Source organism: Ideonella sp. A 288, assembly GCF_002198735.1.
In the GTDB taxonomy this organism is placed as follows: domain Bacteria; phylum Pseudomonadota; class Gammaproteobacteria; order Burkholderiales; family Burkholderiaceae_C; genus Pseudaquabacterium.
In genome coordinates, this window is record NZ_MWLO01000039.1 from 1 (window position 1) to 11,981 (window position 11,981).

Below are 11,981 nucleotides of genomic sequence, written 5' to 3' on the forward strand. Positions count from 1 at the left end.
AAACCATCATCCTCAGTTCATTAACCCAGGCGTTGCACTTCGCACTTGAAACTGCCATGTGATTAGCCTGCCGAGATCCATTGAATGATCACTTGCCTTGAGTCTGTGAAATGGTCGAACTGCCCGGCGCCCTGGCCGGACTCTTCGGCATTGACCTGCGCGGCTGTCTGCGTGTACAGGCACAGGTACAGGGTGTTGAGATTCTCGCGCGGATGGCTGCTCAATCCGAAGCGCTGGCCCACCGCCAGGCCGTGGGCGTTGGTCGCGCTGCTCAAGTGCTCGTGGCGGCTCTGCAGTTCTTCGACGCGCACGCCGTCCAGGTGCTGGCCGTCACACAATTGGCTGCTGTGGCCCGCCGTCGTACCGCTCGAGGTCGGCCGGAACGTGACCGCGCGGCAGCGACTGGTCCCGCGGCGTGCGTCAGCCTTCGAAACTACCAGGAAACTCGGTCCGGAACTTCTCAATCACTGCGTCCAGCAACGGTGTCTCAGGCTTTGGCAGCGGCACCGTCGAGGGCATCCTGGCCATTGGGTGGTGCATCAGCGGGTGCTCGAAGGTCGATGGATTGGACAGTCCCGCCCATTCGCGCAGCCTCAGGTAGCTGAGGATCTCGTGCGGGAACAACATGCGGTCCTCGGTGTCGAACTCCGCGACCTCATCGTGCTGGGTGAACCTAGCATGCTGCAGGTGGAAGTCGGCCATGGCCGAGACGAATCCCTGCACCTTGTCGAGATCGGTTGTGCGCCAGTCGGCCAACACAGCTGCATAGGGTGACATGTCGGGCGGGTACGAATACAGCGACGTGTCTAGCGAAATGCTGCGGGCGTCGCAATAGAGTTGCAGCAGAAACCAAAAGTGACGGTATAGCGTACCGGCCTGATGGTCGGGAGTATGTCGCAGGCCGAGCAGACTGGTGTCGAGCCCGTGGTAAATCGAAAGTCCGATCGATGCAGCTTCGTCTTTCCAGCCGGCGAGAATGTTCAGTGACAGGAAGAACACGGAGTTCTCGATGACCAGAGTGCCGTTCTTACCCGCATCGGCAAACGCTTCTTCGAACTTCACCGTTGCGTGGGCGCAGCGTGCAGACAATGCCAGGTCAGTGAGCGGGTAATGTCCTTCATTCAGCACGGCATTGGCGTACGTTGAAAAGCTCCAGGTCTGGAGCTTGGAGGCCCGGTCTGCAACGAGCGCACAATCGTCTTCTCCACTCATGTACTCGCGAAAGTACGCTGGTGGCTTGTCTCTGAAATTCTTGAAGAAGATTGGCATGGTGAGAAAGTCGGCGAAATGTTTGCTGATCTTCTTGTGCAATCTAGAGATTTGCTTTGATTGATCCATCAGTCAACTCCAAATGCTATTTCGCAGACCAAGGCTTTGAATGCGATGGGCGGCTTGGGTGTTTGACGCAGCCTTTGTCCAGATCGTCCACGAAGACTTCTCGCTTTTCGTAAAGAACTGGCGCGTTTCGGTTCTTGGCTCTCTTGATCCACTCAATTGTTTTTTCTGCGTTGTCAATTGCTTCAGGCACCTTGCCGTAGTTCCCCTGCCCACGAGCCGCGCGATCGAGCCGATTGTTGGTGAACTTCTCTCCCCCCAAAGTCGCCTGATCCTTGCTTAATGGAGGCGCCTTGGCGGTCTCGGTAGTCTTTACCTCCCAGACCTTGACTTCACCAGTCTTGCTGTTCCGGCCTATCAGATCGACGCCGTGGCCGGAGTTGTTCTGCACCGAGACGATCTCGTCGAAGCCATCCTGGGCCATGTCCATTCTTGCCAGGAACTCGCCGCACTTTCCTTTCTCGACCGACTTCTTGCCCTTGATCTTGCCCCCGTCGGTCCCCTCATTCTTCGCCTTTGGCGCGTCGTCCGGTGTGCTTTTCGACGCCGCAGCTGGCGGCTTGTTCCCCGCAATCTCGTCGATCTTGTTCCGCGCCTGGGCGATCGCATCCTCGACCTTGCGTCCCACCGAGGCTGGCAGATGGGGCACCACCTTCTTGGCCACCACGTCCAGCGCCTGAAGGTACTTCTCGCTGTTCTTGGCGATCTTGGCCACCGTGGCGGCCTCTCCGGCGATGGGCACGACGCCGAAGAGCGACAAGCCCGCGCCGATGAAGTCGCCGCGGGCAGCGGAGATGATGCCGTTGAGCAGATCGGCCGGAGCCCCCGCGCCGGGGATCAGACCCACCACGTCGAGCAGCATCTGCAGCGCGTCGATCGCCTCGATCTGCGTGTCCGCTGCCTTGACCTGCGCGTTGGCGTCGCCGGCCTTGCCAGAGCTGACCGCCGGCGATTCGAGCAGCACGCCCTTGGTGTTGTAGGTGCCCATGCGCGGTGCGGCTCAGCTGCCGTTCATCCAGAACTCGTCGCCGTGCCGCACGATCCACTTCTTGCCGGCGCGCACGCTGCTGCTCTTGTCGATGGGTTCGCACTGCAGTTCCACCGTGCCGCTCTTGATGCCGGTGCCCTTGCCGGGCGCGTCGTTCTTGGTCTTGGGCGTCTTGCTCTGATCGAAGACCACCACCGGGTGGCCGTTGAACCGCACGGTCGGCACCACGCCGAAGGCCTGTTCCAGGTCGGAAGTCACCGGGTAGGGCACGGGCACCATGGCACTGCCCATCGGGGTCTTGCACACATCGGGCGGCACGCTGTAGATGGTCCAGCCGCTTTGCTTGCGGGCGGCGTAGTTGTCAGCCATGTGCCATCACCTCGCTGGGCTCGGACCGGGTCGGCGTCAGCGTGATCAACGGCTTGCCCGGGTCGATCTCGAACCGGGCCTCGGCGCGCTCGATCCCCAGCGCGTCGGACACCGAAGCGCGCCAAACCAGGGCCACGGTCATCGCGTCGGTGTCCACATGCACCGTGTCGATGACGCATTCGGTCTGCATCATCAGGCCGCTCTTCAGGTGCAGCAGAACGGCGGCACGGTGGCCCGGCATCGGCACCACCGCTTGCCCAGTGGGCGCCAGCGCGGGGTCGATCAGATGGCCCAGTTCGAGCAGGAAGTCGGGTCGTGGGTAGGCGATCTGCTGGTCGGCGGGGGCGCAGTTCCAATAGCGCATGTCGAAGTCGCGAGGCAGGTTGGGCCAGTGCTGCTCCAGCCAGGTCTTGTCGTAGGTGCCGGCCTGCTGTATGCGCGGCGTCCAAGGCCGACCCAAGGGGCCGAGACCGGCGGGCCGGCGGGCCTGGCGGGCGCAGACTTCGGCCATGTGGGCAACGTCCAGTCCAGGCGCCTGCTCGACCTGTTCGAGATGGCGGACCGGGTCGTCGGGGTACTCGAACTGCGGCGCCGGCAGCGCGTGAGGCAATGGCAGGTGAGCGCGCTTCAAAGCCTTGAAGTACCCCGCGTGCAACCAGCCGCAACCCAGCGGATTGGAGTAGCAGACCTCGTTGAGCAGGTGCTCTGGCGCCGAGGTATCGCGCGGGTGCTCTGGGTTGGGCACGACGCTGGCGCCGCCCCAGGCATGTTCGTAGCGCAACGGCACCGCCGCGACGGGATGCGCCGAGCCCAGCGTCCAGCGACCGAGGGCGCCGCGCACGAAGTGGCGGGGGCCGTGCACGCGCAGGCGCTTGTCCAGCACCACCTGCCAGGCAAGCTCGCCATTCGGCCCGGGTGGTGCGGGATGCTCGCGCCTGGCGTGGTCGGCTTGCATCTGCCAAGCCACCCGCTGGTCGAAGTCCGGGTCATCGTCAGCACGCAATGGCGGCACGTGGTTTCGCCGGGCCGGGTCGGTGTCCAACTGCGGCAGGCACAGGCGCAGTCGGCTGACCCAAGACTTGGCAAGTCGGCCGCCAGGCGCATGCGCCTGGCCTGTCACCAGCACGTCGCACCGTGGCTTGAACGGGACCAGGTCACTTTCGGCCAGTGTGCTGGACCGTCCGGCGTCGCTGACGAACGAGTCTTCGGTGATCAGGCCCGGCGCGTCTTCGTCGATCAATTCGGCGTCGAACCAATCCTGTGGCAGCTGCAGGTGGGCGTTCGCGCGCCGCAGGCGGTACACCGTGCGCATCGCGAAGACGTGATGGCCGCGGTCGTGCGCATCGATGCCGCGGTAGGCCAGCGCACCGAACGGCGTGAGGTTGACGAACTTCATGGGGCGGACCGCGCGATCAGTTCAGGTCGATGTCCTTGCCATTGATCTGCACCGGTCCGGACGCATCGAACAGAAACTCCGTGCCGACGATCGTGACCTTGCCGTCCTCCGTCATCGTGAGGCTGGCCTTGCCGACCTTGAGCTGGATGGCCTTGCCGGCCGACAGGCTGAAGGTGTCGCCGACGGTGTTGGAGTAGTTCATTCCCACCATCGTCGTCTTGGCCAGCCCCACCTCCTCGAACTGCGCCAGCCCGACGGCGGTGTTCATCGCGCCACCCACGGTGACGGCGTAGCCCGCGCCGATCGACAGCGCCTTGGCCACCGCGATGGTCTCGGTCTTGGTGGCGCCCACCGACTCGCTCTTGGCGCCACCGATGGTCACGCTGCGGCTGCCGCCGATGTGCACCGTCTCGTTGGCGCCGACGAACTCGCTGCGGTTCTGGCCGATCTCGATCTGCTCGTTGAGCTCCACGTCCTCGCTGCGGTTCTTGCCGATGCTGATCTTCTCGTTCAGATCGACCCGCTCGGTGCGGTTCTGGTGGATCGTGATCGTCTCGTCCCCGTCCACCTCCTCGGTGCGCCAGCCGTGCACGGTGATCTTTTCGTTGCGGTCGACCGTCTCGGTGCGGTCGCGCTTGATGTGGTTCGTCTCGTCCCGGTCGATGGTCTTGCGCCGGTCGTTGCCGACCCACTTGTCCTCGTCGTGCTCGACCTCGGTGAGCTGGTCTTTCTCGGCGTGCAGCCACAGCTGCTCCTCGCCCTTCTTGTCCTCGAAGCGCAGCGCGTTGGCGTGGCTGTAGGCCCCGCCCAGGCTCGACCGGCTGAGCACGCCCGATTGCGTGGCGTTGGCCGGCAGCTCCCACGGCGGCATCTGCTCGGCGTTGTAGACGCGGCCCGTGATCAACGGCTGGTCGGGGTCGCCCTCGAGAAAGTCGACCACCACCTCCTGCCCGATGCGCGGCACCTGCACGAAGCCGAAGCTCTTGCCCGCCCAGGGGCTGCTGGTGCGCACCCAGCAGCTGCTGCTCTCGTTGCGCTGGCCGTAGCGGTCCCAGTGGAACTGCACCTTCACCCGGCCATATTGATCCGTGAAGATCTCCTGCCCGGCCGGGCCCACCACCACGGCCGTCTGCGGCCCCTGCACGAAGGGCTTGGGCGTGGTGCGTGGCGGGCGGAACTGCTGGGTGGCCGGCAGCGCGCTGAAGCTGCAATGGAACTGCCCGGCGGCCTGGCCGGATTCTTCGGCGTTGACCTGCGCGGTGATGTGGGCGTGCAGGCACAGGTAGGTGGTGTTCAGGTCTTCGCGCGGGTGGCGGCTCAGGCCGAATCGCTGGCCCACCGCCAGGCCGTGGGCGTTGGTCGCGCCGCTCAGGTGCTCGTGGCGGCTTTGCAGCTCTTCCAGGCGCACGCCGGCCAGGTGCTGGCCTTCGCCGGCCTGGGTGTAGTCGCCCTGCCAGTCGAACTGCTCGTGATCGGCCAGGCTGTGTCCGCGCACCTGGGCCTGGTCGGCGCCCAGCAGCGCCGAGGGCTTCTCGAAGTCGTAGCTGGACAGCGCCGTGCGGCCCGTCTCCACGCTGCGGGCGAAGTGCCAGTCGGAGATGTACTCGACGTCCGACGACACCTGGCCGGCGTTGCCGTAGAAGGGCAGGTCGGCGCAGCCGGCGGCCACCGGGTGCGCGGCGGCCGCGTCCACCAGCACCAGCTTGTGCTCGCCGGCGGCATGCTCGAAGTACCAGGCGATGCCTTCGTCTTCCAGCAGCCGGGCGATGAAGTTGAAGTCGGTCTCGCGGTACTGCACGGTGTAGGTGCGGCTGCGGTAGGTGCCGAACAGGCGGAATTCGAACTTGGCGATGGCGCCGTGGTCGGCGAACACGGCGGACACGATCTGCGGCACGGTCTGGTGCTGAAAGATGCGGCAGTCGCTGGTGCGGGTGAGGAACCACAGCCAGGGCCGCACGGTGGCCTCGTAGCCGAAGTGCCGGCCCTGGTGCGTGCCCAGGCCGAAACGGGTGACGTGGCCGTGCAGGTGGCGCGTGGCACCGTCGCGCAGCGCGATGGCCACGTCCACCGGCTGGCCCAGCAGCGCCTCGGGCAACAGGTCGGGCCGGTCGGCGATGAGCCGCACGCGCATCTCTTCCAGCGTGTTCAGCCGCGCCGTGTAGGCCAGCGACGCAAAGCGCAGGTCGGCCGCCGGCAGCGGCGTCGAGATGGTGATGGGTGGGGGCATGGCGGGTGGTCCTGTACAGCGGTCGGCCGGTCGGGACGGTGCCGGCCGAGCGAGGCTGGCAGTCTAGCGTTCAAACAGGGTGACCCAGGCCCACCCAAAGGGGTGACGCCCGAACGGGGGTGTAAGAGGATGTGGATCCTGGCGACGCCTCCGCCAGGCGCCTTGGCCTGCGTTGGCGGCCCCGTCAGGGGGCCAGCCCCAGGAACGCCTTCACCGGCTGCACGGTGGCCACCGGGTCTTCTTCCTGCGGCACATGGCCCAGCGCGTCGAACACCTGCAGCGTGCTGCCGGCGATGTCGCGGTGGAAGCGCTGGCCGATGGCCGGCGGGATCAGGCGGTCGCGGCCGCCCCACAGGATGAGCGTCGGCAGCTTCAGCGTGGCGATCAGCGCCGCGTCTTCGGGGTGGCGCAGGTGCTCGATGCGCTGGCCCAGCGCGTGTCGGTTGCCGGCGCGCAGCGTCAGCTCGAAATAGCGGTCGACCAGCGCGTCGTCGATGCGCCGGGCGTCGCCGTACACGTCCACCAGGCCCGACACCACCAGTGGCCGCGGCAGCAGGTGCTCGATCAGGCGACCGGCCACCGGCAGCGCAGCCAGGCGCCAGGCCCACGGGACGGATTCGGGTGCCAGCGCCTGGCCGGCCGAGTCGACCAGGATCAGCCGATCCACCCGCTGCGGCGCCTGCAGCGCCACGCGCCAGGCCACCTCGCCGCCGAGCGAGTTGCCGCCGATGGCGAAGCGCTGCACCTTCAGCGCGGCCAGCACGTCCAGCACGAAGCGGGCGTCGTTGGCGCCGGTGTAGGCGCGGCCGGCGTAGGGGCCGGCATAGGGGCCGGTGAGGCCGAAGCCGGGCAGGTCGAGGCGAATCACGCGGCGCTGGCCGCGCAGCGCCTTGACCCAGCCGTCCCAGGTGTGCAGGCTGGCCGAGGTGCCGTGCAGCAGCACCAGCGGCACCGCGTCGCCGCGCGGCCCTTCGTCTCGGTAGTGCACCAGCTGGCCCTGCAGGTCGATGAACTCCGACGGCGGTGGTGCCCAGCGCGCCACCAGCGTTTCCACCGCGCGGTCGGGGGCGCGCATCAAGGGCACCGCCAGCGCGGTGACCATCAACAGGATGCCGAACAGGCGGATCAGCGCGCTGGCCATCGATGCCTTGCCGGGTTCAGGGCGCCAGGCCGGTGTCCAGCGCCACGCGCTCGTCGAAGACGAAGCAGCGGCCCTGCCACCCGGGTGCGCGGCCACCGGTGGCCTCGAAGTACTTCAGGATGCCGCCTTCGAGCTGGCAGCTGTGCGGCAGGCCGAGCTGCTGCATCACGATGGCCGCCTTCTCGCAGCGGATGCCGCCGGTGCAGTAGCTGACCACGGTGTGGCCGGCCAGTGCCTCGCGGTGGGCGGCCAGCGCCGCGGGGAAGTCGCTGAACTTGTGCAGCCGCCAGTCGATGGCGCCCTCGAAGGCGCCGGCGTCCACCTCGAAGCCATTGCGCGTGTCCAGCATCACCACCGGGCGGCCGGTGTCGTCGTGGCCTTGTTCGAGCCAGCGCGCCAGCGTGGCCGGCGCCACCGCGGGTGCGCGGCCGGCCACCGGGCGGATGGCCGGCATGTTCATGCGGATGATCTCGCGCTTGACCTTCACCTTCAGGCGCTTGAAGGGCACGTCGGCGCTGAAGCTTTCCTTGGCCTCCAGCCCGGCGATGCGGGCATCGGCGCGCAAGCTGTCGAGCCAGCCGCGCAGTGCGTCGGTGGGGCCGGCCAGGAACAGGTTGATGCCCTCCTCGGCCAGCAGCACCGTGCCCTTGAGGCCGCGCGCCAGCGCGTCGGCATGCAGCCGCTCGCGCAGCGCGGGCAGGTCGTCCAGCGGGACGAAGCGGTAGGTGGAGACGTTGAGGACGGGCAGGTTCACGCCGCCGATTCTAGGAGCGGCCAGGCCACTTCCACCCGCAGCCCGCCCAGCGCGGCGGAGCGCTGAACGGTCACCTCGGCGCCCTGCGCGGCGGCGATGCGGCGCACGATGGACCAGCCCAGGCCGCTGCCGCTCTCGCCGCTGCCCAACACGCGAAAGAAGCGTTCTCCCAGGCGCGCCAGGTCGGCGTCCGACAGGCCCGGTCCGCCGTCCTCCACCACCAGCCGCGCCCGCCGCGCCTCGCGCACCACGGCCACCTGCACCGTGGCACCGGCCGGGCTGTAGCGGATGGCGTTGTCGATCAGGTTGCGCGCCAGCACGCCCAGCAGGGTTTCGTCGGCGGCCACCGGACAGCGGGCGTCGTCGTTGGGCGCCACGTCGAAGCCGATGGTCTGCGCCTTGTCGATGGCCGGCGCGGCCAGTTCGCCCACCAGCCGCCGCACCACGGCGGCCAGGTCCACCGGAGCGGCCGGGCGGGCGCCGTTGGCTTCCAGCCGCGACAGCGTCAGCAGCTGCTCCACCAACCGCGTGGCGCGGTCGCAGCCGGCCAGCGTGGACTGCAGGGCATGGCGGCGCAAGGTGGCGTCGGATTCGCCCAGCGCCACCTGGGCCTGGGTGCGGATGGCGGCGATCGGCGTGCGCAGCTCGTGCGCGGCGTCGGCGGTGAAGCGGCGTTCGGATTCCATCAACGTGCCGATGCGGTCGAACAGGCCGTTCAGGGCGTCCAGCATCGGCGCCATTTCGGACGGCGCGCCGTCCATGCGCACCGGCTCGAGTGCGCGCGGGCCGCGCTGCGCCAGCTGCGTGCCCAGCCGGCGCAAGGGCGCCGTGCCCTGCCGCACCGCCCACCAGGCGGCCAGCGCCAGCAGTGGCAGCGCCAGGGCCAGCGGCCACAGCGTGCTGCGCAGCACGGCCCACAGGATGGACCGCCGCGACGCGAGCTGTTCGCCGACGAAGACCCGCACGTCGTGCTCGGGGCCCTCTGCGGCGAAGACGCGCCAGTCCTCGCCGCCCATCGTCACCGAGCGGAACCCGGTCTTGAAGTGCTTGCTGTCCGAGAGCATCGGCGTGGTGGGCGCGTTGGCCGAGCGCTGCACCAGCGTGCCCTGGTGCCACACCTGGAAGGCGGTGCGCGTGGCATAGCGGTGCAGCAGTGGCGCGTCGACGTGGTGGTCGTCGTCCTCGTGCGCATCGCCGGCCTGCTGCACCACCAGCAGGGCTGCGGCCTGGGCCAGGTGGCTGTCCAGCAGCTCGTCCAGCTCGTGCTGCACGTCGCGCCACATCACCACGGCCGTCACCACCCACACCGCGGCCACCAGGCCCAGCACCAGCAGCGTCAGGCGGCCCTGCAGCGAATGCGGCGAGTGCGGCGATGGTGGGGCAGTCACTGCACCACCCTCCGCGCTGCGCGCTTCGGGGTTCGCGCCCGGGGGCGGCCCGGCACGCTCATGCATCGCGTGGCATCAGGTAGCCCACGCCGCGCACGGTGCGGATGGTGTCGGTGCCCAGCTTGCGGCGCAGGTGGTGGATGTGCACCTCGATGGCGTTGCTGTCCACTTCCTGGCCCCAGCTGTACAGGTGCTGCTCGAGCTGCTCGCGCGACAGCACGCGGCCGGCGTTGAGCATCAGCGCGTGCAGCAGGTCGAACTCGCGCGACGACAGCGCCACCTCGGCGCCGGCCAGCTGCACCGTGTGCCCGGCCGGGTCGAGCACCAGGCCTTGCGCGCGCAGGCATTCCTGCGGCTGGCCGTGGGCCCGGCGCACCAGGGCCCGCAGCCGCGCCGCCAGCTCGTGCAGATCGACCGGCTTGACCACGTAGTCGTCGGCGCCCACGTCCAGTCCGCGGATGCGGTCGGGCACGCCGTCGCGGGCGGTCAGCACCAGGATCGGCATCGTCAGGCCGGCGCGGCGGGTCTCGGCCAGCACGTCCATCCCGTCCTTCAGCGGCAGCCCCAGGTCGAGCACCGCGGCGGCATAGGGCTCGGCGCGCAGCTCCCGCGCTGCCGCCGCACCGTCGCGCACCCAGTCGACCTGGAAGCCGAGCTGCCGAAGCCCGGCCCTCAGGCCATCGCCCAGCAGCGGGTCGTCTTCGGCGAGGAGGATGCGCATCGGGCGATTGTCCTGCGGCGGCGGGTGTCTGGGCCGTTCGACGCTCAGTCGTCGTCGCGGTCGCGGCCCTTGCCCCGGCCACGGTCGTCGTGGCCCGGCGCCTGCGTGGCCGTCGGCGCGTTGCTCGACAGGTCGCCGGTCGGCGCGCTCTGCCACTGCCACCACCAGAAGCCGAGCACGGCCACCAGCATGATCGCGGCCAGGCTGCGCCAAGCGCTGCGGATGCCTTCGTCGGGCGACGCGTCCTTGCGGCCGGTGACCATCGAGCGCACCAGGTTCTCGCGGTGCAGCCAACTCGACACGACGACGCCGCCGATGTGCACGGCCACCAGGGCCAGCATCGCGTTGGCGGCGCCCTCGTGCAGTTCTTCCAGCCACTCGCCGCCGAGCTCGTTGTAGGTGGCGTAGCCCGTCGCCGTGATCAGCAGTGCCGTGGCCAGCAGCGCGATGATGGCCAGCGCGCCGGCCGGGTTGTGGCCCACATGGTGCTCGGGGTGGCGCGACAGCAGGCTGCGCAGGTAGGCCATCACCGCGCGCGGCCCGCGCACGAAGCTGGCAAAGCGCGCATGGCGCGTGCCGACCAGGCCCCACACCAGGCGGAACACGACCAGCGCGGCCAGCGTGTAGCCCAGCGTCACGTGCAGCAGGCGCCAGCGCTCGCTCTCGGCGGTGAGGTAGGCGCCGGCGAAGCTGGCCACCATGAGCCAGTGCGCCAGGCGCACCGGGGCGTCCCAGACCAGCACGGCGCGCGACGACGGCGCGTGCGTGGCGCTGCTGCTGGAGCCGTCCGGCGACAGGCCGTGTTCAGCGGGGGATGCGGATGTTGCGCTCACGGTAGTCTCCGGTGTCGGCTTGGGTGTGGCAGGCGGCGCAGTTGGCGGCGCTCTTCACGGCTGTGTGCTTCCAGGTGGCGGCGCTCACCTCGCGGTGCTCGCGCGTGAACCACGGCGACTGGGTGATGCGGTCCTCGGGCGGGGGTGTCGAGGTGCTGCGCTTGCCGGTGCCGGCGTTGGCCGTCAGCCAGGTGGACAACTCCTTCTGCAGGGCGTCGTCGAGCGAGGCGTCGGTGCCGAAGTGGCGCGGCAGGTTCGTCATCAGGCGCTGCCACGACGCCGTCGGCAGCATGCCGGGCGGGTAGGGCGCGTGGCAGCCGGCGCATTCCTGCGTGTACTTGGGCAGCAGCGGCACGCGCGGGCCGCTGTCGGCCCAGGCGGTGCCCAGGGCGGCGGCCAGCAGCAGTGCGACGATCGTGGGGCGGGTTGGGGTCATGGGCGGTCTCCGGTGGAAGGGGTCAGGACTTGAGCGCCAGCAGCCAGGCCATCACGTCGGCCTTTTCGGCGGCGGTGCACTCGCGGCCGACCACGTCGTTGCAGTTGCGGCGGAACCACTTCTCCACCTTGGCGGTGTCGGTGAAGCGTTCGGGGTTGGCCGCCGGCGCCAGGGGCGTCACCGGCTTGCCGGTGGACGCGTGCTTGCCGGTGCCGGTGGGCGTGGCGCCGTGGCAGGACGAGCAGCTCCATTCCTTGCCCTGGCGGGCAGTGAAGAACTGCTGCCCGCGGGTGGCCACACCGGCGCTGCCGGCCTGCGAGCTGTAGCCGGCCAGCAGTTCTGCCGGGGTGGCGGCGCGTGCGGCGGGCGCGGCGGTCAGCGCGGTCAGCAGCG

At 68.9% G+C, this 11,981-nt stretch carries 13 protein-coding genes; all 13 read right to left on the reverse strand.

All coding sequences use genetic code 11. The annotated features are described in order from the left end of the window. Positions 1–62: 62 nt before the first annotated feature. The 13 genes from EOINJALH_RS32485 to EOINJALH_RS01940 all read right to left on the reverse strand — a co-directional run bounded on the left by EOINJALH_RS32485 (position 63) and on the right by EOINJALH_RS01940 (position 11,979). Entirely contained in the window at positions 63–464 is a 402-nt protein-coding gene (locus EOINJALH_RS32485) for a contractile injection system protein, VgrG/Pvc8 family (protein WP_088278616.1), read from the reverse strand. Further along, positions 421–1,311, reverse strand: coding sequence for a hypothetical protein (locus tag EOINJALH_RS01885; protein WP_144289811.1), 891 nt, complete (start codon positions 1,309–1,311; stop codon positions 421–423). The genes EOINJALH_RS32485 and EOINJALH_RS01885 overlap by 44 nt, the downstream gene beginning before the upstream one ends. Positions 1,312–1,354: 43 nt before the next feature. Next, positions 1,355–2,323 carry a hypothetical protein gene (locus EOINJALH_RS01890; RefSeq protein ID WP_088278618.1) on the reverse strand — a complete coding sequence of 323 codons (969 nt, stop codon included), beginning with the start codon at positions 2,321–2,323 and terminating at the stop codon, positions 1,355–1,357. Between the two features lie 12 nt (positions 2,324–2,335). Further along, positions 2,336–2,692, reverse strand: coding sequence for a DUF4150 domain-containing protein (locus EOINJALH_RS01895; protein ID WP_088278619.1), 357 nt, complete (start codon positions 2,690–2,692; stop codon positions 2,336–2,338). After that, complete coding sequence (locus EOINJALH_RS01900) at positions 2,685–4,088, reverse strand: DUF2169 domain-containing protein (protein ID WP_088278620.1); 1,404 nt, start codon at positions 4,086–4,088, stop codon at positions 2,685–2,687. The genes EOINJALH_RS01895 and EOINJALH_RS01900 overlap by 8 nt, the downstream gene beginning before the upstream one ends. Positions 4,089–4,104: 16 nt before the next feature. Further along, positions 4,105–6,315: a type VI secretion system Vgr family protein gene (locus EOINJALH_RS01905; RefSeq protein WP_088278621.1), complete on the reverse strand. Its 2,211-nt coding sequence runs from the start codon at positions 6,313–6,315 to the stop codon at positions 4,105–4,107. A 184-nt stretch (positions 6,316–6,499) separates the two neighbouring features. After that, positions 6,500–7,456 carry an alpha/beta fold hydrolase gene (locus EOINJALH_RS01910; protein ID WP_088278622.1) on the reverse strand — a complete coding sequence of 319 codons (957 nt, stop codon included), beginning with the start codon at positions 7,454–7,456 and terminating at the stop codon, positions 6,500–6,502. Positions 7,457–7,472: 16 nt separating this feature from the next. Beyond that, positions 7,473–8,210 (reverse strand): sulfurtransferase, encoded by a 738-nt coding sequence (locus EOINJALH_RS01915; RefSeq protein ID WP_234413620.1) that lies wholly within the window; start codon positions 8,208–8,210, stop codon positions 7,473–7,475. Beyond that, positions 8,207–9,598, reverse strand: a complete 1,392-nt coding sequence (locus tag EOINJALH_RS01920; protein ID WP_234413621.1) for an ATP-binding protein — start codon at positions 9,596–9,598, stop codon at positions 8,207–8,209. The genes EOINJALH_RS01915 and EOINJALH_RS01920 overlap by 4 nt, the downstream gene beginning before the upstream one ends. Positions 9,599–9,656: 58 nt before the next feature. Continuing rightward, on the reverse strand, positions 9,657–10,319 hold the full coding sequence (locus tag EOINJALH_RS01925; RefSeq protein WP_088278624.1) for a winged helix-turn-helix domain-containing protein: 663 nt from the start codon (positions 10,317–10,319) through the stop codon (positions 9,657–9,659). Between the two features lie 44 nt (positions 10,320–10,363). Beyond that, positions 10,364–11,116, reverse strand: a complete 753-nt coding sequence (locus tag EOINJALH_RS01930) for a cytochrome b/b6 domain-containing protein (protein ID WP_255406945.1) — start codon at positions 11,114–11,116, stop codon at positions 10,364–10,366. A gap of 7 nt (positions 11,117–11,123) precedes the next feature. Next, complete coding sequence (locus tag EOINJALH_RS01935; RefSeq protein ID WP_088278626.1) at positions 11,124–11,588, reverse strand: diheme cytochrome c; 465 nt, start codon at positions 11,586–11,588, stop codon at positions 11,124–11,126. Positions 11,589–11,610: 22 nt separating this feature from the next. Then, a complete protein-coding gene (locus EOINJALH_RS01940) occupies positions 11,611–11,979 on the reverse strand; it encodes a DUF1924 domain-containing protein (RefSeq protein ID WP_088278627.1) in 369 nt (122 codons plus the stop codon). Between the last annotated feature and the right edge of the window lie 2 nt (positions 11,980–11,981).

Bases quoted from the DNA above. Each gene is read 5' to 3' on its own strand.
- EOINJALH_RS01890 (WP_088278618.1), bottom strand. From the start codon at position 2,323: ATGGGCACCTACAACACCAAGGGCGTGCTGCTCGAATCGCCGGCGGTC.
- EOINJALH_RS01895 (WP_088278619.1), bottom strand. From the start codon at position 2,692: ATGGCTGACAACTACGCCGCCCGCAAGCAAAGCGGCTGGACCATCTAC.
- EOINJALH_RS01900 (WP_088278620.1), bottom strand. From the start codon at position 4,088: ATGAAGTTCGTCAACCTCACGCCGTTCGGTGCGCTGGCCTACCGCGGC.
- EOINJALH_RS01905 (WP_088278621.1), bottom strand. From the start codon at position 6,315: ATGCCCCCACCCATCACCATCTCGACGCCGCTGCCGGCGGCCGACCTG.
- EOINJALH_RS01910 (WP_088278622.1), bottom strand. From the start codon at position 7,456: ATGGCCAGCGCGCTGATCCGCCTGTTCGGCATCCTGTTGATGGTCACC.
- EOINJALH_RS01925 (WP_088278624.1), bottom strand. From the start codon at position 10,319: ATGCGCATCCTCCTCGCCGAAGACGACCCGCTGCTGGGCGATGGCCTG.
- EOINJALH_RS01935 (WP_088278626.1), bottom strand. From the start codon at position 11,588: ATGACCCCAACCCGCCCCACGATCGTCGCACTGCTGCTGGCCGCCGCC.